The 19,879-nt window shown below is 70.7% G+C and carries 20 protein-coding genes; 12 read left to right on the forward strand and 8 right to left on the reverse strand.

Annotated features, from left to right (window positions below; genetic code table 11):
* The first annotated feature begins 4 nt into the window (after positions 1 to 4).
* Complete coding sequence (locus BJY22_RS28535; protein WP_167218760.1) at positions 5 to 931, forward strand: COX15/CtaA family protein; 927 nt, start codon at positions 5 to 7, stop codon at positions 929 to 931.
* A gap of 19 nt (positions 932 to 950) precedes the next feature.
* On the opposite strand, the gene BJY22_RS28540 is transcribed toward BJY22_RS28535, so the two are convergent.
* The gene (locus BJY22_RS28540; protein WP_167212665.1) at positions 951 to 2,066 is read right to left on the reverse strand and encodes a ScyD/ScyE family protein; all 1,116 of its coding nucleotides are present in this window, start codon (positions 2,064 to 2,066) and stop codon (positions 951 to 953) included.
* 100 nt (positions 2,067 to 2,166) lie between these two features.
* A complete protein-coding gene (locus BJY22_RS28545) occupies positions 2,167 to 3,144 on the reverse strand; it encodes a heme o synthase (protein ID WP_420371433.1) in 978 nt (325 codons plus the stop codon).
* A 274-nt stretch (positions 3,145 to 3,418) separates the two neighbouring features.
* Between BJY22_RS28545 and tkt the strand changes: the two genes are divergently transcribed.
* The 8 genes from tkt to BJY22_RS28585 are packed head-to-tail and all read left to right on the forward strand — an operon-like array spanning position 3,419 to position 13,165.
* Positions 3,419 to 5,596, forward strand: a complete 2,178-nt coding sequence (gene tkt, locus BJY22_RS28550) for a transketolase (RefSeq protein ID WP_167212672.1) — start codon at positions 3,419 to 3,421, stop codon at positions 5,594 to 5,596.
* A 57-nt stretch (positions 5,597 to 5,653) separates the two neighbouring features.
* Complete coding sequence (gene tal / locus BJY22_RS28555; protein ID WP_167212675.1) at positions 5,654 to 6,763, forward strand: transaldolase; 1,110 nt, start codon at positions 5,654 to 5,656, stop codon at positions 6,761 to 6,763.
* Positions 6,760 to 8,343, forward strand: a complete 1,584-nt coding sequence (locus tag BJY22_RS28560) for a glucose-6-phosphate isomerase (RefSeq protein ID WP_167212678.1) — start codon at positions 6,760 to 6,762, stop codon at positions 8,341 to 8,343. Before tal ends, BJY22_RS28560 begins: the two co-directional genes overlap by 4 nt.
* 34 nt (positions 8,344 to 8,377) lie before the next feature.
* Positions 8,378 to 9,928: a glucose-6-phosphate dehydrogenase gene (gene zwf / locus BJY22_RS28565; protein WP_167212681.1), complete on the forward strand. Its 1,551-nt coding sequence runs from the start codon at positions 8,378 to 8,380 to the stop codon at positions 9,926 to 9,928.
* On the forward strand, positions 9,925 to 11,052 hold the full coding sequence (locus BJY22_RS28570) for a glucose-6-phosphate dehydrogenase assembly protein OpcA (RefSeq protein ID WP_167212684.1): 1,128 nt from the start codon (positions 9,925 to 9,927) through the stop codon (positions 11,050 to 11,052). Before zwf ends, BJY22_RS28570 begins: the two co-directional genes overlap by 4 nt.
* The gene (gene pgl, locus BJY22_RS28575; RefSeq protein ID WP_167212687.1) at positions 11,049 to 11,765 is read left to right on the forward strand and encodes a 6-phosphogluconolactonase; all 717 of its coding nucleotides are present in this window, start codon (positions 11,049 to 11,051) and stop codon (positions 11,763 to 11,765) included. The genes BJY22_RS28570 and pgl overlap by 4 nt, the downstream gene beginning before the upstream one ends.
* A gap of 43 nt (positions 11,766 to 11,808) precedes the next feature.
* A complete protein-coding gene (locus BJY22_RS28580) occupies positions 11,809 to 12,627 on the forward strand; it encodes an isocitrate lyase/PEP mutase family protein (protein WP_167212690.1) in 819 nt (272 codons plus the stop codon).
* On the forward strand, positions 12,617 to 13,165 hold the full coding sequence (locus BJY22_RS28585) for a hypothetical protein (RefSeq protein ID WP_167212693.1): 549 nt from the start codon (positions 12,617 to 12,619) through the stop codon (positions 13,163 to 13,165). The genes BJY22_RS28580 and BJY22_RS28585 overlap by 11 nt, the downstream gene beginning before the upstream one ends.
* On the opposite strand, the gene BJY22_RS28590 is transcribed toward BJY22_RS28585, so the two are convergent.
* Entirely contained in the window at positions 13,130 to 13,741 is a 612-nt protein-coding gene (locus BJY22_RS28590; protein WP_167212695.1) for an NADPH-dependent F420 reductase, read from the reverse strand. The genes BJY22_RS28585 and BJY22_RS28590 overlap by 36 nt on opposite strands.
* 64 nt (positions 13,742 to 13,805) lie before the next feature.
* On the opposite strand from BJY22_RS28590, the gene BJY22_RS28595 reads away from it, so the two are divergent.
* Genes BJY22_RS28595 through def form a run of 3 tightly spaced genes read left to right on the forward strand, consistent with a single transcriptional unit; the run spans position 13,806 to position 15,656 of the window.
* Positions 13,806 to 14,144 (forward strand): winged helix-turn-helix transcriptional regulator, encoded by a 339-nt coding sequence (locus BJY22_RS28595; protein WP_167212698.1) that lies wholly within the window; start codon positions 13,806 to 13,808, stop codon positions 14,142 to 14,144.
* 42 nt (positions 14,145 to 14,186) lie between these two features.
* Positions 14,187 to 15,002 (forward strand): LLM class F420-dependent oxidoreductase, encoded by an 816-nt coding sequence (locus tag BJY22_RS28600; protein WP_167212701.1) that lies wholly within the window; start codon positions 14,187 to 14,189, stop codon positions 15,000 to 15,002.
* Between the two features lie 54 nt (positions 15,003 to 15,056).
* Positions 15,057 to 15,656: a peptide deformylase gene (def, locus tag BJY22_RS28605; protein ID WP_167212704.1), complete on the forward strand. Its 600-nt coding sequence runs from the start codon at positions 15,057 to 15,059 to the stop codon at positions 15,654 to 15,656.
* A 5-nt stretch (positions 15,657 to 15,661) separates the two neighbouring features.
* Here the strand turns inward: def and BJY22_RS28610 are convergent, their stop codons facing one another.
* Genes BJY22_RS28610 through cobT form a run of 5 tightly spaced genes read right to left on the reverse strand, consistent with a single transcriptional unit; the run spans position 15,662 to position 19,786 of the window.
* Positions 15,662 to 16,216, reverse strand: a complete 555-nt coding sequence (locus tag BJY22_RS28610) for a phosphotransferase-like protein (protein WP_167212707.1) — start codon at positions 16,214 to 16,216, stop codon at positions 15,662 to 15,664.
* A complete protein-coding gene (locus BJY22_RS28615) occupies positions 16,204 to 16,722 on the reverse strand; it encodes a GNAT family N-acetyltransferase (protein ID WP_167212710.1) in 519 nt (172 codons plus the stop codon). The genes BJY22_RS28610 and BJY22_RS28615 overlap by 13 nt, the downstream gene beginning before the upstream one ends.
* A gap of 9 nt (positions 16,723 to 16,731) precedes the next feature.
* Complete coding sequence (locus BJY22_RS28620; RefSeq protein WP_167212713.1) at positions 16,732 to 17,538, reverse strand: TrmH family RNA methyltransferase; 807 nt, start codon at positions 17,536 to 17,538, stop codon at positions 16,732 to 16,734.
* Positions 17,535 to 18,755 carry a uroporphyrinogen-III C-methyltransferase gene (gene cobA / locus BJY22_RS28625; RefSeq protein ID WP_167212715.1) on the reverse strand — a complete coding sequence of 407 codons (1,221 nt, stop codon included), beginning with the start codon at positions 18,753 to 18,755 and terminating at the stop codon, positions 17,535 to 17,537. Before cobA ends, BJY22_RS28620 begins: the two co-directional genes overlap by 4 nt.
* The gene (gene cobT, locus BJY22_RS28630) at positions 18,752 to 19,786 is read right to left on the reverse strand and encodes a nicotinate-nucleotide--dimethylbenzimidazole phosphoribosyltransferase (protein ID WP_337759324.1); all 1,035 of its coding nucleotides are present in this window, start codon (positions 19,784 to 19,786) and stop codon (positions 18,752 to 18,754) included. Before cobT ends, cobA begins: the two co-directional genes overlap by 4 nt.
* Positions 19,787 to 19,879: the final 93 nt, after the last annotated feature.

A 19,879-nucleotide genomic window follows, 5' to 3' on the forward strand; every position in this document is an offset into this window, starting at 1 on the left:
GGTGATGACGACCGAGACCCCGCCCCGAGAGACCGAGCCAGTGAGTGGATTCTGGCGACTGGTGCCCGAGCCGAGCCTGGACGTCGTCCGGCGCTGGGGCTGGGCGTCGGTGGTGGTGAACATCGCCATCGTGGTCACCGGCGGACTGGTCCGGCTGACGGGCTCCGGTCTCGGGTGCCCGACCTGGCCGTCCTGCACCGACGACTCGTACGTCCCGCACGCGGAGCTCGGCATCCACGGCGCGATCGAGTTCACCAACCGGATGCTCGGCTTCGTCGTCGCGATCGTCGCGATCCTCACCTGGCTGGTCGTCATGCGCTACCGCCCGATCCGGCGGGACCTGCGGCGGCTGGCGACCGCGGCCGCGCTCGGCGTCCCGCTGCAGGGCATCATCGGCGGCGTCAGCGTGCTCACCGGGCTGAACCCGTGGATCGTGTCGGCGCACTTCCTGGTGTCGCCGATCATCATCACGCTGACGGTCTCGATGATGCGCCGGTCGCGCACGAGCCCGTACCCGCACACTCCCCCGGTGGTCCGCGCCCTCGCCACCGCGTCGGTCGTGGCGGTCTGGCTGGCCGTCGCGCTCGGCACCCTCGTCACCGGCGCCGGGCCGCACTCGGGTGATCCGGAGACCGGCCGCAACGGCTTCGATCCGGACCTCGTCAGTCAGCTGCACGCGGACGTCGTGTTCGGCCTTCTCGGCATCACGATCGCCTTGGTGATCGCGACCCGGGTGACGGCGACGTCCCGCACCTTGCGGAAGCTGGCCGCCTGGCTCTTGGCGATCGAGTTGTTGCAGGGCGCCGTCGGCTTCACGCAGCACTTCACCGGCCTGCCCTGGGGTCTGGTCCTCGTGCACATGTTCCTGGCCGGACTGCTGATCGCACTCGTCACCGCCGTGTACGGCGAACGCGGGACGCCCGCGACCTGAACGGGCGCCCCGCCGTCTCTCAGTACCTGACCCGGTAGACCGCGCCGGGACCGAAGACCGGTGCGGAGACGTACAGCGCTCCGCTCCAGCTGAAGGCCACGCCGCCCGGCAGCGTCAGCTGGTCCTTCACCAGCTCACGCTTGTACCCGGCCTTGTGGTGCTTGCCCGGGTACTGCAGGAACAGACCGCCCTTCGTCGGGCCGCTCAGCTCGAACTTGAGCCAGCTGGCCTTGTCGAGTTCGACGACCGCGAGGGTGCCGCGCGGGCCACCGGCCAGGTCGACGATCGACGTGTACCCGTCGGCGTACCGCCGGCAGTTGCCCTTGGACGGGTTGACCGGGTCGCACACCGCGCCCACCGAGCCCGGCTTGATCCGCCAGATCTGCGACGTGCCCGGCGTGGCCGGGAAGCCCCGGAGCTCACCGACGTACCAGTAGCCGTCGGAGCCGACCGTCACCGACGTGGCGACAGCCTCGGCCGGGATCGGCGTACCGGCCGGTGGCAGTGGGTTGCCGTCCGGGTCCGTGGCGGGCAGACCGGCCGGGACCTTCACCACCCGCGGCTTGAGCTTCGCGACGGTCTTGATGTGACCGTTCGGCCAGACCCGGAGCAGGTCGTTGCCGGCGGCGTCCGCCACCAGGACCGTGCCGTCCCTGAGCGCGGCGACGCCGAACGGGTTCGCCTCGGTCGGGTGGCCCTCCAGGTCGTACGGATCCGGGTCCTTCTGCTGGTACGCCGCGATGTCGGCGACCTTGACCGGCGCCTTCCCGTACCGCATCCGGTACAGCGTCGAGCTGCCCGGCGCCGGAGGCTGACCCGGCTCACCGCCCGCCCCCGTGAGGGCGTACGTCACACCCCACTTGCTGGTGTCGATCGCGGGCGGGAATCCGCCCGTGCCCGGCACCGTGCCGAGCTTCAGCGTCCGGCGCCCGTCGGTCACGTACACCGAGCCGTCGCTGACGCCGTAGATGACCTTGTTCGCCCACGTCGAGACGCCGCGCGGGCCGTTGAGTCCCGTGGCCACCGGCTTCAGGCTCGAGTGGTGCCCGCCGCCGGCCTCGGCCGGCCCCGCGACCAGGACCGACCCGGTCAGCGCGAGTGCCGCGAGCGCGGCGATACGTGTTCGTACCCCCATGCGAAATCCCCCTGCCGCTGCGCCTCCCCAGGCGTGGATCCCCCTCCACAGGCAGGACCCCATCGCAACACCAGATCACGATCAGGTCAAGGGAAAACTCTCAGTGCAGCAGGGGATCGATCGCCGCCGCGATGAACAGCAGTGCGAGGTAGATATTCGAGAAGTGGAAGAGCCGCATCGGCCGCAGGGCGGCGCCGTCCGCGCCGGTGTGGGCCCGGAGCAACAACCGGCGGGCCTCGCGCAGGAACACGAAGCCGAGCACGACCGAGGCCAGCGGGTACACGAACCCGGTGTCGGCGACCGGCCAGAGCGCGACCGACGTGATCACCATGACCACGGAGTACGCCATGATCTGCCGCGCGGTGGCGACCGGGGTGGCGACGACGGGCAGCATCGGTACGTCGACCGACGCGTAGTCCTCGCGGTACCGCATCGCGAGCGACCAGGTGTGCGGCGGGGTCCAGAAGAACACCACCAGGAACAGCACGACCGGGGTCCAGGCGAGCTCGCCGGTGACCGCGGTCCAGCCGATCAGCGTCGGGAAGCAGCCGGCGATCCCGCCCCAGACGATGTTCTGCACGGTCCGGCGCTTGAGCACCATCGTGTAGCCGAAGACGTAGAACAGGTTCGCCGCCAGCGCCAGGCCGGAGGACAGCCAGTTCACGAAGAAGCCGAGCTCGAGCGTGGCCAGCACGCCGAGCACGATCCCGAAGACCGTCGCCGACCGCGGGCTGACCGCGTGCCGCGGCAACGGGCGGCGCCGGGTCCGGCGCATCTGCTCGTCGATGTCGCGGTCGAGGACGCAGTTGATCGTGTTCGCGCTGCCGGAGGCGAGGATGCCGCCGATCAGGGTGGCCACGACCACCTCGAGCCCGGGCACACCGCCGGCCGCCAGGAACATCACCGGCACGGTGGTGATCAGCAGCAGCTCGATGATGCGCGGCTTGGTCAGACCGACGTACGCCTTCACCACGTCGCGCACCGACGGACTCACCGTTGCAGCTGGTACAGCGGTAGCGTCCGGCAGCGGCGTCGGGTACGACGTCGTCGCGGCGGGACGCGGGTCGACGGCCGTCACGAACACCTCGAACAGAGTGGGTTGACGCCGGAACTCCGGCGCTGACGATTCAGCAGTCTACGACGCCCCGTAGGAGGGTTCTCGCACCCCCCTCTCGTGCCCCCTGTCACACCCGCCCTCACACGCCTTGTCATACAAGGTGACAGGCGGGGAACAGCCAAGGTTGGCGAACGGTTGACAAACAGGTGAGCGGTGCGCAGCGGACCGGGTCGGCCACAGTAGGCTCGTCCTGAGCAGACACCAGAAGAGCACCATCGAGAGGAGCGCCGCCGGCGTGACGGAGAAGACCAGCCCAAAGCTTGAATGGACCGAGCTCGACCAGCGCGCGGTCGACACCGTACGGGTGCTCGCGATGGACGCCGTCGAGAAGGTCGGGAACGGACACCCCGGTACGGCGATGAGCCTGGCGCCGGCGGCGTACCTGCTCTTCCAGAAGGTGATGCGGCACAACCCGGCGGACCCGCACTGGGCCGGCCGCGACCGGTTCGTGCTGTCCGCGGGGCACTCGAGCCTGACGCTCTACATCCAGCTGTACCTGGCCGGCTTCGGCCTCGAGCTGGACGACCTGAAGTCGCTGCGGACGTGGGGCAGCAAGACCCCGGGCCACCCGGAGTACCGGCACACCCCCGGCGTCGAGACCACCACCGGTCCGCTCGGCCAGGGCATCGGCAACGCGGTCGGCATGGCGATGGCCGCCCGCCGCGAGCGCGGCCTGCTGGACCCGGACGCGCCGAAGGGCGAGGGTCTGTTCGACCACCAGGTCTACGTGATCGCCTCCGACGGTGACATCGAGGAGGGCGTCGCGTCCGAGGCCTCGTCGCTGGCCGGCACGCAGAAGCTCGGGAACCTCACCGTCATCTACGACGCGAACAAGATCTCGATCGAGGACAACACCGATATCGCGCTGTCCGAGGACGTCGCCGCCCGCTACGCGGCGTACGGCTGGCACGTCCAGGACGTCGACTGGACGCTCGGCGGCACCGGGTACGAGGAGGACGTCCAGGCGCTGTACGACGCGCTGGAGGCGGCCCGGGCGGTCACCGACAAGCCGAGCTTCATCCGGCTGCACACGATCATCGGCTGGCCGGCTCCGAACAAGCAGAACACCGGCAAGATCCACGGCTCGGCGCTCGGCGCCGACGAGGTCGCCGCCACCAAGAAGGTGCTCGGCTGGGACCCGGAGCAGACGTTCCAGGTCGCCGACGAGGTCCTCGCGCACACCCGCGAGGCGCTGGACCGGGGCAAGGCCCTGGAGGCCGAGTGGGGCGCGAAGTTCGACGAGTGGAAGGCCGCGCACCCCGACCGCGCCGCGTTGCTCGACCGGCTCTCGAAGCGCGAACTGCCGGGCGGCTGGAAGGACGCGCTGCCGAGCTGGGAGGCCGACGCCAAGGGTGTCGCGACCCGCGCCGCGTCCGGTGAGGTGCTGACCAAGCTGGCGCCGGAGCTGCCCGAGCTGTGGGGCGGCTCGGCCGACCTCGCCGGGTCGAACAACACCACCCCGAAGGGCCAGCCGTCCTTCATCCCGGCGGAGTACTCGACCAAGGAGTTCTCCGGCGACGAGTACGGCCGCGTCCTGCACTTCGGCATCCGCGAGCACGCGATGGGCTCGGTGCTCAACGGCATCGCGCTGCACGGCCTGACCCGCCCGTACGGCGGTACGTTCCTGGTCTTCTCCGACTACATGCGCCCGGCCGTCCGGCTGGCCGCGCTGATGCAGCTGCCCGTGACCTACGTCTGGACGCACGACTCGATCGGCCTCGGCGAGGACGGTCCGACGCACCAGCCGATCGAGCACCTGTCCGCGCTGCGGGCGATCCCGGGCCTGGACGTCGTCCGGCCGGGTGACGCCAACGAGACCGCGGCGGCGTGGGCGACGATCCTCGAGCACACCGACCGCCCGGCCGGCCTCGCGCTGACCCGGCAGAACGTGCCGACCTTCCCGCGTGGCACCGACGGCTTCGCCACCACGGAGAACGTGCACAAGGGCGGCTACGTCCTGCTCGACACCGACGGAACTCCGGACGTGGTGCTGATCGGCACCGGCTCCGAGCTGCAGATCGCGGTCGAGGCCCGGAAGGTGCTGGCCGCCGACGGCGTCAAGGCCCGCGTGGTCTCGATGGTCTCCCGCGAGTGGTTCGACGAGCAGGACGACGCGTACCGCGAGTCCGTCATCCCGGCCGACGTCCGGGCCCGGGTCTCGGTCGAGGCCGGGATCGCGCAGAGCTGGCACGACATCGTCGGCGACTCCGGCCGCTGCGTGAGCCTGGAGCACTACGGCGCGTCGGCGGCGTACCAGACGCTGTACGACGAGTTCGGCATCACCACCGAGGCCGTCGTCCAGGCCGCGAAGGACAGCATCGCCGCGGCCGCGCAGGTCAGCGGGCCGGGTGTCCCGCCGCGCCGTGCCGCCGCCGGCCCGGTCGGACCGGCCGACACCGGCGAAGCCAACTGACGACACCACACCACAGACACAACAGAACAGAACCTTCCGGAAGAAGGCATCGGAACCATGAACGATCGCTTGAAAGCACTCGCCGACGCGGGTGTCTCCATCTGGCTCGACGACCTGTCCCGTGAGCGGCTGGCCAGCGGCAGCCTGCAGGCCCTGATCGAGGACAAGCACGTGGTCGGCGTGACCACGAACCCGACGATCTTCGCCAAGGCCATCTCGGACGCCGACGCGTACGCCGAGACGGTCGGCCGGCTGGCCGCGCAGGGCGTGTCGGTCGACGAGGCGATCCGGGTGATCACCACCGACGACGTCCGCGACGCCGCCGACCTGTTCAAGCCGCTGTACGACGACACCGAGGGCCAGGACGGCCGGGTGTCGATCGAGGTCGAGCCGACGCTGGCGCACGACACCGCCAAGACCGTCGAGCAGGCCAAGCAACTGTGGGACGTCGTCGGCCGCGAGAACGTCTTCGTGAAGATCCCGGCCACCAAGGCGGGTCTGCCGGCGATCACCCAGACGCTGGCCGCCGGCATCAGCGTGAACGTCACGCTGATCTTCTCCCTCGAGCGCTACAGGGCGGTCGCCGACGCGTTCCTGAGCGGCCTGGAGCAGGCCGTCGAGAACGGCGTCGACGTCACCAAGATGGCCAGCGTCGCGTCGTTCTTCGTCAGCCGGGTCGACAGCGAGATCGACAAGCGGCTCGAGGCGATCGGCACCGACGAGGCGAAGGCGCTGAAGGGCAAGGCCGCGATCGCCAACGCGCGGCTCGCGTTCCAGGCGTACGAGGAGATCTTCGCCTCCGACCGCTGGCGCGAGCTCGAGACCGCCGGCGCCAAGCCGCAGCGTCCGCTGTGGGCGTCGACGGGTACCAAGGACCCGTCGTACTCCCCCACCCTGTACGTCGACAACCTGGTCACCCGCGGCGTGGTCAACACGATGCCCGAGGCAACGATCAAGGCGGTCGAGGAGCACAGCGAGATCACCGGTGACACGGTCCGCGGCGACTACGCGGCCGACCGCTTGGTGATCGACGACCTGGAGCGGCTGGGCATCTCGTACGACGAGGTCGTGCAGCTGCTCGAGGACGAGGGCGTCTCGAAGTTCGACGCCTCCTGGTCGGAGCTGCAGGACACCGTCGCGGCTGCCCTCAAGGCGGCTGCCAAGTGAGCACTCCCAAGGTAACCACCCAGAACGGCGAATGGGCCGAGGTCGTCGACAAGCTGGTCGCGGAGAAGATCGCCTCCCGGATCGCCGCGAAGGACGCGACGATCTGGGGGCCGGAGGCCGAGTCCGAGGCGTCGATCCGGCTCGGCTGGGTCGACCTGCACGAGACCTCGCGGCCGCTGCTGGCCGAGATCGAGGCGCTGCAGGCCGACCTGCGGTCGGAGGGCCTGGACAGGATCGTGCTGTCCGGTATGGGCGGCTCGTCGCTGGCACCGGAGGTCATCACCCGGACGGCGGGTGTGGAGCTCTTCGTTCTGGACTCGACCGACCCGAGTGTCGTGCAGCGGGCGCTGGACGGCGACCTGTCGAAGACCGTGATCGTGGTGTCCAGCAAGTCCGGCGGCACGGTCGAGACCGACAGTCACCGCCGTACCTTCGCGAAGGCGTTCGCCGACGCGGGGATCGACGCGGCCTCGCGGATCGTCGTGGTGACCGACCCGGGTTCGCCGTTCGAGAAGCTGTCGGCGGACGAGGGCTACCGCAAGACGTTCCTCGCGGACCCGAACGTCGGCGGGCGGTACAGCGCGCTGACGGCGTTCGGCCTGGTGCCGTCCGGTCTGGCCGGCGCCGACATCGCCGAGCTGCTCGACCAGGCGGCCGAGGCCGCTCCGGCGCTGCAGGCCGACTCCACCGACAACCCGGCCCTGTGGCTCGGCGCGGTGCTCGCGGCGAGTGCGGGACGGGACAAGGCGATCATCGCGGCCGAGGGCTCCGGCATCGTCGGGTTCCCGGACTGGGCCGAGCAGCTGATCGCGGAGAGCACCGGCAAGAACGGCACCGGCGTACTCCCGGTCGCGGTCGAGGCCGGGGCGCCCGAGCTTCACAGCGAGGCGGCTGACCTGACCAACGCCCTGCTCGCCGAGAAGGCGACGAGCGGAGTCCCGACGGCGCTGACCTCGGGCTCGCTCGGCGGGCAGTTCCTGCTGTGGGAGATGGCGACGGCGGTCGCGGGCTACCTGCTCGGGATCAACCCGTTCGACCAGCCGGACGTGGAGAGCGCGAAGTCGGCCGCCCGCGGCCTGCTCGACGCGCAGCCCGAGCCGGAACCGCCGGCGTTCACCGACGGTGCGGTCGAGGTTCGCGGTTCCGCGGACCTGCTGGACGGTGCCGACACCCTGAGGCGCGCCGTCACGACGCTCCTGGACCAGCTCGGCGACAAGGGCTACCTGGCTGTCATGGCCTACCTGGACTCCGAGCGCGACGCCGACCTGGCGTCGATCCGGACCGCGTTCGCGAAGCAGACCGGCAGGCCGGTGACGTTCGGATGGGGTCCGCGCTTCCTGCACTCCACCGGTCAGTACCACAAGGGCGGCCACCCGCAGGGCGTGTTCCTGCAGATCACCGCGACGCCGCCGGCGGACGTGGAGATCCCCGACCGCCCGTTCACGTTCGGCGGGCTGATCGCGGCGCAGGCCGCCGGTGACGCCAAGGTGCTCGCCGACCGCGGCCGTCCGGTGCTGCGGCTGCACCTGACCGGGCCGACGAGCGGCGTACAGCAGCTCCTGTCCCTGTTCGACAACTGATCGTTCGACGACTGATCTCGGAGGAACGCGGCTCATGACCGCTGAGCTCGACGAAGAGCCGACGGGTCCGGTGAACCCGCTGCGCGATCCCCAGGATCGGCGGCTGCCGAGGATCGCCGGGCCGTGCAGCCTGGTGATCTTCGGCGTCACCGGCGACCTGGCCCGCAAGAAGCTGATGCCGGCGGTCTACGACCTGGCGAACCGGGGGCTGCTGCCCCCGGGCTTCGCCCTGGTCGGGTTCGCCCGGCGGGACTACAGCAACCAGGACTTCGCCCAGATCGTGCACGACTCGGTGAAGGAGCACGCCCGGACGCCGTTCCGCGAAGAGGTGTGGCAGCAGCTGGCCGAGGGCTTCCGGTTCGTGCCGGGCGACCTGACCGACGACGAGGCGTTCAAGCGGCTGCGGGAGACCGTGGACGAGCTCGACGTCACCCGCGGCACGGGCGGCAACCACGCGTTCTACCTGTCGATCCCTCCGGGTCTGTTCCCGGAGGTCGTGCGGCAGTTGTCCGAGCACGGGCTGACCGACGAGACCCCTGGCTCGTGGCGGCGGGTGGTGATCGAGAAGCCGTTCGGTCACGACCTGAAGAGCGCCCGGGAACTGAACCAGGTGGTCGAGTCGGTGTTCCCGCCCGAGGCGGTCTTCCGGATCGACCACTACCTGGGCAAGGAGACGGTCCAGAACATCCTCGCGCTGCGGTTCGCGAACGCGATGTTCGAGCCGATCTGGAACAGCAACTACGTCGACCACGTGCAGATCACGATGGCCGAGGACATCGGCATCGGCGGCCGCGCCGGGTACTACGACGGCATCGGCGCCGCCCGTGACGTGATCCAGAACCACCTGCTCCAGTTGCTCGCGCTCGTCGCGATGGAGGAGCCGGTCAGCTTCGACGCCTGGTCGTTGCGCCAGGAGAAGAAGAAGGTGCTGAACGCCGTACAGCTGCCGGAGCGGCTGGACCTGCACACGGCCCGCGGGCAGTACGCGGCCGGCTGGGCCGGTGGCGTGAAGGTGAAGGGGTACCTGCAGGAGGACGGCATTCCTCAGGACTCGGCGACCGAGACCTTCGCGGCGCTGCGGGTCGACGTCGATACCCGGCGCTGGGCCGGTGTCCCGTTCTACCTGCGGACCGGTAAGCGGCTCGGCCGGCGCGTCACCGAGGTCGCGGTGATGTTCAAGCGCGCGCCGCACCTGCCGTTCAACAAGACCGAGACCGAGGAGCTCGGCCAGAACGCGCTGGTCCTGCGGATCCAGCCGGACGAGGGCATCACGGTCCGCTTCGGCGCCAAGGTCCCCGGTACGTCGATGGAGATCCGCGACGTGAACATGGACTTCCAGTACGGCGGCTCGTTCACGGAGTCCTCCCCCGAGGCGTACGAGCGGCTGATCCTCGACGTACTGCTCGGTGATCCGCCGTTGTTCCCGCAGCACACCGAGGTCGAGCTGGGCTGGAAGATCCTCGACCCGGTGCTCGGCTACTGGTCCCGGCACGGCAAGCCGGAGCAGTACGCGTCCGGCGACTGGGGCCCGGACTCGGCGCACGAGATGCTCGCCCGCGACGGACGTACCTGGAGGCGGCCGTGATCATCGACCTGACCGACACCACGTCGAGCGAGATCGCGTCGGCGCTGCTGAAGGCCCGCCGGAACGCGGGCTCGCCGGCCATGGGCATGGTCGGCACGATCGTGGTGGTCGTCGACGAGGCGTCCCACCACGACGCGATGAAGGCCGCGAACGAGGCCGGTCGCGAGCACCCGTCCCGGGTCCTGGTCGCGATCCTGCGCCCGGGCCGCGGCGCGTCGGGGCTGGACGCCGAGGTCCGCGTCGGCGAGGGCATCCCGGGCGAGGCCGTGCTGCTGCGGCTGCACGGTGAGCTGGCGAAGGTGCCGGAGTCCGTGATCACGCCGCTGCTGCTGCCGGACTCCCCCGTCATCGTCTGGTGGCCGGGCGGCGGACCGAAGGCTCCGGCGGAGGACCCGCTGGGGCGGCTGGGCCGGCGCCGGGTGACCGACGCGGCGGCGACCCGGCGGGCGTCGATCGACTACACGGCCCGGGCCGAGGGATACGCGCCCGGCGACACGGACTTCGCGTGGACGCGGTTGACGCCGTGGCGGGCGCTGATGGCCGCTGCTCTGGATCAGTACCCGACGAAGGTGACCGGGGCCGAGGTTTCGGCCGCTCGCGGGAACCCGAGCGCGGACCTGATGGCGGCGTGGCTGCAGTCCCGGTTGAAGGTGCCGGTGGAGCAGAAGAACTCGCGCGGTCCGGGGGTGACCGCCGTACGGCTGTTCACGCCGTCCGGGCCGATCGCGTTGACGCGGCCGGACGGTGCGGTGGCGACGTTCAGCGTGCCGGGCCAGCCGGATCGGCCGGTGGCGCTGAAGCGGCGTACGACGTCCGAGCTGCTGAGCGAGGAGCTGCGGCGGCTCGACCCGGACGACGTGTACGCCAAGACGCTGGCGACGCTCGTCGAGCGGAACGGTCTGCCGGAGGACGCGAAGAAGGTCGGGGAGACTGCGCGGAAGTCCACGGCGGCGAAGGTGACCGCGGCCGGCAAGAAGGTGGCGTCCGCAGCCGAGACGAAGGCGCCGGAGACGAAGTCCGCCGCGAAGAAGGCTCCGGCCAAGAAGGCTCCTGCCGGCAAGGCGGTGGCGAAGAAGACCGCGGCGAAGAAGGTTGCCGGGGGCAAGAAGGCGGCGAAGCGATGAAGCAGCCTGAACTGCTGATCCAGTCCGATGCCGACGATCTGGCCTACACCGTCGCGTCCCGGTTCATCACCCGGATCGTCGACGCCCAGAGCACCGGCGGCGTCGCGCACGTCGTACTCACCGGCGGCAGGGTGGCCGCCGTCGTCTACCGGGCCGTCGCGGAGTCACCGGCCCGGGTGGAGGTCGACTGGCGGCGCGTGGAGTTCTGGTGGGGCGACGAGCGTTTCCTGCCCGACGGCGACCCGGACCGGAACGAGACGCAGGCGCGGGACGCGCTGCTGTCCCACGTGGACGTCGATCCGGCCCGCGTGCACCCGATGCCGGCGGACACCGGGCAGGGCGCGGAGGCCGCAGCTGTGGCGTACGCGGAGGAGCTGTCCGCCGCGGGCTCGCCGAAGTTCGACGTACTGATGCTGGGCGTCGGGCCGGACGGGCATGTGGCGTCGCTCTTCCCCGGTTATCCGCAGCTCGAGGAGACGGATACGGCGGCGGTCGCCGTGCACGACTCCCCCAAGCCCCCGCCGACGCGGGTCTCGCTGACCTTCCCGCGGCTGGACAGGGCGCGTGAGGTCTGGTTCGTGGTCTCCGGCGAGGACAAGGCCGACGCGGTCGCCCAGGCGCTGCGCGGCGGCGACGTCCCGGCGGCTCGCCCGAAGGGTCAGGACCGGACTCTCTGGCTCATCGACCAGGCCGCCGCGTCGAAGCTGTCCTGAGAGTTCGGCGGCCGCCGAAGGGTCCGGGTGGAAGACTCCGGGTATGACGACGTTCCGTGAGTTGCATGCCGGGCAGTTCGTGATGCCGAACGCGTGGGACGCAGGGAGCGCGGTGCTGCTGGCGGCGGCCGGGTTCCCCGCGATCGCGACGACCAGCGCCGGGATCGCGTTCTCGATGGCGAAGGGTGACCACACCCTGCCGGACGGGGCGCCGGCGGTGTCGCGGGACGCCATGTTCGACCGCGTCCGCGAGATCACGGTGGCGAGCGCCGTACCGGTGAACGGCGACCTCGAGGACGGGTACGGCGCTGCGCCCGGGCGGGTCGCGGAGACGATCGCGCTGGCGCGCGAGGCGGGACTGGCGGGCGGGAACATCGAGGACTACGACGGGCGGGAGCTGTACGACGTCGAGCTCGCGGTGGAGCGGATCGTCGCGGCGCGGGAGGCGGCGGGGTCCGGCTTCGTGCTGACCGCGCGGACCGACGGGCAGTTGCTGCGGACGCCGGCCTCGCTCGCCGACTCGATCGAGCGCGCCAACCGGTTCCGTGCGGCCGGCGCGGACTGCCTGTACGTGCCGGGTGTGAACGACCTGGAGACGATCCGAACGCTGGTGAGGGAAATCGACGGACCGCTGAACGTCGTGATCGGCCTCGGTACGTCGGCGCTCACCGTCGCGGACCTGCAGTCGGCCGGCGTCACCCGGATCAGCCTCGGCGGCAGCATCGCGCGAGCCGCACTCGGCTTCATCCGGCGGAGCGCCGAGGAGCTGGCGACGAAGGGCACGATCACGTTCGCCGCCGATCAGATCCCACAGGCAGACTTGAACGCCCTGTTCGCGCGATCATCGGAGGGTGAGCGCTGACTCCAGCCTTCCGCTGCTTGCGCGAACCCACGCGATCGTCGGGTTCGCCGCCTGCGCCTGCCTGATCCTCCTCTACGCCGTCGGCGAGCCGTTCGGTCTGCTCAACGACGTGGGCAATGCCCTCCTGGGCCTCCTCAGCCTCGCCCTCGCCTGGCTCCTGTCCGGGCGCCAGGTGCTCGTCGGCGTCGCGGCTGTCGGAGCGGCGCTGACCGTGGTGGGGACGATCCTGGTCGTCTCCGGCATCACCGGCTTCTACCTGGCCGGACTGTGGTCCAGCTTCGGGTTCGCTCTGATCGGTGTCTGGCTGCTGAATGCGTCCCGTTCACTTCCCCACCTGCGTCGAGCGGGCCTCGTCGCCGGTGGGGTGATGCTCCTCGGCCTCCTCGGCGTGCCGGGGATCCTCATGGGACTCGACGACATGGACAGCGCCCCGGCATGGGCGTTCGTCGCCGGGGTGAGCTGGGCCGGGACCTACCTGCTCTTTCCCGCCTGGAGCCTGCGGTTAGCCGGGCGGGACCGTGCCGAACGCGGCCTCTGAGGGCGGGAACATCGCGCGGACGTCGCCCCCGCTCACCCAGATCCCGATCGCCAGCGCAGCAGTTGCCTCCAGCAACTTCGCCCGGACCAGCCCGCCCGCGGGGATCGGCTCGCATCCGACATCCCGGACCAACTGAGCAACCACCTCCAGCCCGTCGTCAGCGCAGATCGGCACGCCGAGGCCCGCGGGGGGATTCCGCCACACCGCGTCCGCCGCCAGGTTGAACGCCTTCACCACGTGCACCCCGGGCACCGCCCGGCTGATCTCCTCGGCCGTGGCCGGCTGCGCCAACGTGAAGTCGCTGTGGTTCAAGGCGTTCGTGCAATCGATCAACGTCGTCCCCGCCGGTACCAGTTGTGCGATCTCCACTGCAACCTCCGCCGGTACGGCGAGCAGCACCACGTCGCCGTACGACGCCGCCTCCGTGAGCGATCCCGCCGTACCGCCGACGCGCCGTGCGACCTCCGCCGCCCTTCCGGGATCACGCCCGCCGATCATCACCTCGTGACCGGCCTTGACCCAGTGCGTCGCCAGCGCCTCGGCCATCATTCCGTTGCCCAGTGTTCCTATTCGCATTCCTCGACCGTAGAGAGTTCGATGCGCACCTTCTGGTGCCCATCGCGCGACGCACAATGGACCCGTGAGATTCTTCGCCGACTGCCAGGCGCGGGTCGCCGCCGACCTGATCAGCGGACGCTGGCCGATGGTCGTCCTGTACGCGCTCGCCGAAGGCCCCGCGCGCCCCGGCGAACTGCGGCGCCAGATCGGCGGCATCAGCCAGAAGGTCCTCACCGGGACCCTCCGCCGCCTCGAGCACAACGGCCTGGTCGAACGCCGCCGGTACGCCGAAGCGCCACCGCGGGTCGAATACTCCCTGACCACCGCCGGCAAGGACCTCCTGGTCCCGATCCGCGCCCTCGGCGACTGGGCGGCCGTGTACGCCGACCAGCTGCCTGCCGGCGAGCCGCTCGGCCCCTGACCTATCCGGAGGGTCCTCCGAAACGCGGGATAGGATCGCGCCATGACAGCTTCCGAATCCACCGACCGTCCGTACGGCGCCTTCCCCGCGCGGATCGGTCTGCAGGTCCAGCCCCAGCACGCCCAGTACGCCGACATCCGGCGGACCGTCGCCGCGGCCGAGGAGATCGGTGTCGACGTCATCTTCAACTGGGACCATTTCTACCCGCTCAGCGGTGAGCCCGAGGGCCTGCACTTCGAGTGCTGGACCATGCTGGCCGCCTGGGCCGAGGCGACCGAGCGGGTCGAGATCGGCGCGCTGGTCACCTGCAACTCCTACCGCAACCCCGACCTGCTCGCCGACATGGCGCGGACGGTCGACCACATCAGCGACGGCCGGCTGATCTTCGGCATCGGCTCCGGCTGGTTCCAGAAGGACTACGACGAGTACGGCTACGACTTCGGTACGGCGGGCGGCCGGCTGGACGCCCTGGGCGAGGCGCTGCCGCGGATCGAGCAGCGCTGGAGCAAGCTCAACCCGCAGCCGACCCGGGACATCCCGGTGCTGATCGGCGGCGGCGGCGAGAAGAAGACGCTCAAGCTGGTCGCCAAGCACGCGAACATCTGGCACGGGTTCGGCGACGCGGAGACGCTCGCCCACAAGCACGCCGTACTCGACGAGCACTGCCGCACGATCGGCCGCGACCCGGGTGAGATCGAGCGGTCCGCCGGCGTCGGCGACAAGTCCCCGGAGGACATCGGCAAGTCGCTGCTCGACGTCGGGACCCGGCTGTTCACGGTCTCCTCGTCCGGCCCCGACTACGACCTGGGCCTGCTCCGCGAGTGGGTCTCCTGGCGCGACGAGGTCAACGCCAAGTAGTACACCGGCCGGGTGGTCGCCGTACGGGGCCACCCGGCTGTCTAAACTTCCGGCATGTCTACGTTGCCTGGGAACGGTTCGGTGCGGCCTATCACCCGGTGGGGTGAGGACGTCATGCATCGGGTCAATCAGCCTGTCACCGACTTCGGGGACGAGCTGCAGACGCTGGTCGCCGACATGGTCGCGACGATGAACGCGGCCGAGGGCGTGGGCCTCGCGGCGAACCAGGTCGGGGTCGACCTGCAGCTGTTCGTGTTCGACTGCCCGGACAAGGACGGAAACCGCGTGCAGGGTGTGGTGTGCAACCCGAAGCTGGAGCTGCCGGAGGGCAAGGACCGCAACCTGGACGAGGGCGACGAGGGCTGCCTGTCGCTGCCCGGCGCGTTCACCAAGTGCGCGCGTCCCGACTTCGCCAGGGTCACCGGTGTCGACCAGCACAACCAGCCGGTCAGCTACGAAGGCACTGGCCTGCTGGCTCGCTGCCTGCAGCACGAGACCGACCACACTCAGGGCATGGTCTTCGGCGACCGGCTCTCCCGGAAGTACCGCAAGCGCCTCTTCGCCGAGGCCGAGGAGTTCGCCCCCGACTATCCCGGCGACTGGCCGGTGACCCCGATGGTCGACCACGACCACGAGGACACCCCCGCCACCTGAGGCTGCTACCAGCGGGCCTTGGGCAGGTTGGCGAAGATGGCCTCGGCCGATTGCTCCGGTGTCTGGTGCGTGGTGTCGAGCCAGAGACCCCGGCGCGGGATCTCGTCGAGGCCGGCCTGGAGCGCTCGTACGGCGGTCTCGAGCGAACCGTCCGCGGTCTGCCAGTCGCGGTAGGAGTTGGCGCCGCCGCGGCCGATCTCCCGCTCGACGATCGACTCGACCGTCGGGACGAGTACGACGAGGTACGTCTCGACGTCGTGCAGCCGCGAGAACCAGCGTTCGACGTGCTCGCCCAGCACGATGTCGCTGCACACGAAGTCGAATCCGTTGTCGGCGTAGTGCTGCGCGACCAGGGCGCTGGCGTCGTACCGCAACTCCAGCTGCCGGATCGCCTCGGCCGACGGATCCGGCGTCATGATCTCGGCCCCGGCGACCACGCCGCGATAGAACACGTCCCCGTCGAGGGTCGCCGCCGGCGGTCCCATCCGGGCCGCGAGCAACGGTGCGATCGTCGACTTGCCGGCGGCCTGCATCCCGGTGACCAGAACTACCTTCGCCATTCCTCTGCTTTCAACGCGTAAATGGTGGCGTCGAACGGTACGCCGTCCTCCTCCAGCACCGCCTCGTGGTCGAAGCTCATCCCGAGCCGGCGCATGACCGCGATGCTACGGACGTTCGGCGTATCGGTCATCGCAATAACCCGCGTCAAGCCGGCCTCTGTGAACGCGTAATCCAGCCACGACGCCGCCGCCTCCGTCGCGTACCCGTGGCCCCAGTACTCCCGTGCCAACCGCCAGCCGAGGTGGAGCTCCTCCGGATACCACTGCTCCCGCGTGAGCCCGCACGCCCCGAGGAACGCGCCGTCGGCCCGCCGCTCCACTGCAAGGAAGCCGATTCCCTCAGCGGCATACAACGCGTTCACCGCGGCCGCGATCCGGTCCGATTCCTCCCGGCTGAGCGGCCCACCGATGTACTGCGTGACGTCCAGGTCGGCATTCAGCTCGGCCCACGGCTCCAGGTCGGATTCGCGGAACGGGCGCAGCACCAGGCGTTCCGTCGTACGCATGACTCCCCCTCAGCGTCTGGTGGCGTAGAACGCCACTGCTGCCGAGGATGCCACGTTGAGGGAGTCCACGCCGCCTGCCATCGGGATCCGTACGGCGAGGTCGGCCTGGGCGAGGACGTGCGGTTTCAGGCCGTGCCCCTCGGTGCCGAAGATCAGGGCGAGTTTGTCGTCCTTGCGGTCCGCGAGATCGTCGAGCGTGATCGAGTCGTCGGTGAGCGCCATCGCGGCCGCGACGTACCCGTGGTCCTGCAGACGCCGCAGGTCGCCGGGCCAGCTCTGCAGTCGGGTCCACGGGACCTGGAAGACGGTGCCCATCGAGACCTTGATCGAGCGCCGGTACAGCGGGTCCGCGCACGTCGGCGTCACCAGGACGAGGTCGACGCCCAGCGCGGCCGCGGCGCGGAACCCGGCGCCGACGTTGGTGTGGTCAACGATGTCGTCGAAGATCGCGATCCGTCGTACGGCGTCGGTCAGCAGCTCCGGGAGTGGTACGGCGGCCCGGCGCTTGTACGACGCCAGCGCGCCGCGGTGCACGTGGAATCCGGTGACCTGTTCGGCCAGCTCCTCCGAGACGACGTACACGGGCTTTTCCGGCCACCGCTCCAAGACGTCCTGCAACGAGTCCAGCCAGCGCGGTGCGAGCAGGAACGACCGCGGCTCGTACCCGGCGTCCGCGGCGCGCCGGATCACCTTGTCGCCCTCGGCGATGAACAGCCCGTGCTCCTCCTCGAGCAGGCGCCGCAGGTTCACCTCCCGCAGCCGCACGTAGTCGGCCAGCCGCTCGTCCCCCGCGTCCTCGACCGGAACCAGCGTCACGCCGTACCCCTCGCGGCCTTCCCGGCCACCTCCACCACGTTGCCGATGACAATGATCGCCGGTGCGCCGACGCCCTCGTCCGCCATCGTCTGCGCGATGCCGGCGAGATCGGACGTCACCATCCGCTGCCCGGGAAGGGTGCCGTCGGCAATCGCCGCCGCGGGCGTGTCGGCCGGGCGCCCGGCCGCGATCAGCCGCTCGGCGATCGCCGGCAGGTTCTCGACGGCCATCAGCAGCACCAGCGTCCCGCGCAGGTGCGCCAGGGCGTCCCAGTTCACCAGCGAGTCCGGATGCGACGGCGGAATGTGGCCCGACACGACCGTGAACTCGTGCGTCACGCCGCGATGCGTGACCGGGATCCCCGACACCGCCGGCACCGAGATCGAGCTCGTGATGCCCGGCACCACGGTCCACGGCACCCCGGCCGCCGCGCACGCCAGCGCCTCCTCGAACCCGCGGCCGAAGACGTACGGATCGCCGCCTTTCAGCCGTACGACGACCTTCCCCTCCCGCCCGCGCTCCACGAGGATCCGGTTGATCTCCTCCTGCTGCGCCGCCCGCCCGCGCGGCAGCTTCGCCGCGTCGAACAGCTCGACGTCCGGAGGCAACTCGTCCAGCAACTGCTGCGGCGCCAGCCGATCCGCCACCACCACATCGGCCTCGGCCAGCAACCGCCGTCCGCGCACCGTGATCAGATCCGGATCCCCAGGTCCCCCACCGACCAAATAGACCCCTGGCTGCCGGTCCACGTCCCGCGCCGCCAGCTCACCGGTACGCAGGCCCTCGAGGATCGCGTCGCGTACGGCGGCCGACCGGCGGTGATCGCCTCCGCCCAGCACGCCGACGGTCACGTTGTCGTGCTGCCCGGACGCCGGCGTCCACGCGGTCGCCCGCGACCGGTCGTCGGACCGTACACAGAAGATCCGCCGCTCCTCGGCCTCCGCCGAGACCTGGTCGTTGACCGCGGCATCGTCCGTCGCCACCACGACGTACCAGGCCCCGTCGAGGTCGCCGGCCTCGTAGCCGCGCTCGATCCAGGTCAGCGACGGGTTGCCGAGCAGACCCTCGATCGTCGGCGTGATCGAGGGCGAGATCAGGTCGATCCGGGCACCCGCCTCGAGCAGCCGCGGCAGCCGGCGCTGCGCGACGCCACCGCCGCCGACGACGACCACGCGCCGTCCGTCGAGGACGAGCCCGGACAGGTACTGGTGCGTCACGAGGTGATCCCCGCGTCCTCGAAGGTCGCCATCTCGGCGAGTGCGCGGGCGGCGCAGGTCAGGATCGGGTACGCGAGCACCGCGCCGGTCCCCTCACCGAGCCGCAGGTCGAGGTCGACGAGCGGCTGCAGGCCGAGCTGCTTCAGCGCGACCGCATGCCCTGGCTCGGCCGACCGATGACCGGCCACGCAGTAGTCGATGACGGCCGGGTGGAACGCCTGCGCGACGAGCGCGGCCGCTCCGGCGATCACACCGTCGAGGATCACCGGGACCTTGTTGGCCGCGGCGCCGAGGATGTACCCGGCGAGTGCGGCATGCTCCAGGCCGCCGTACGCCTGCAGGGCCTTGAGCGGCTCGGTCGCTGGTACGTCGTGCAGCGCGAGAGCCTCCCGTACGACGGCCGTCTTGTGCGCCAGCGCTGCGTCGTCGATGCCGGTGCCGCGACCCGTCACGTGCTCGGCGGTCGCTCCGGTGAAGGTCGCGATCAGGGCTGCGGACGCGGTCGTGTTGGCGATGCCCATGTCGCCGGTCAGCAGGCAGCGGTACCCCTCCTGGACGAGCTTGTCCGCGAGGTCGAACCCGACGGCGATCGCCGCGCGTGCCTCGTCCTCGGTGAGGGCGTCGGTCCGGGACAGGTCGCGCGTGCCGGGCCGGACCTTCGCGTGCACGATGTCCAGCTGCTCGACCGGCGTCGCGACCCCGACGTCGACCACGCGGACGTCGACCCCGTTGTTGGCCGCGAAGGCGTTCACGGCGGCGCCGCCGGCGGCGAAGTTCGCCAGCATGGCGGCGGTCACTTCCTGCGGCCACGGGGAGACGTTCTGCGCGTGCACACCGTGATCCGCGGCGAACACCGCGACGACCGCGGGCCCCGGAACGGCGGGCGTCCCGGTCATCCCGGCGACCCTCACGGACAGCTCCTCCAGGACGCCGAGCGAACCGGCCGGTTTGGTCAGCCGCGTGTGCCGCTCCTCGGCCGCCCGCATCGCCGCCTGATCAGCGGGAGCGATCCGCTCCAGGTACTCGTCCACCAGGTCCTCCGTCCCGTGCTGTCTCCGCCGTTCCCGCGCCCTTGTCCGCGGGGCGGATCGGCGTACGCCCCGGCGTACCCGATCTTCCCATCC

It is taken from the genome of Kribbella shirazensis (genome assembly GCF_011761605.1).
GTDB classification, from domain to species: Bacteria; Actinomycetota; Actinomycetes; order Propionibacteriales; family Kribbellaceae; genus Kribbella; species Kribbella shirazensis.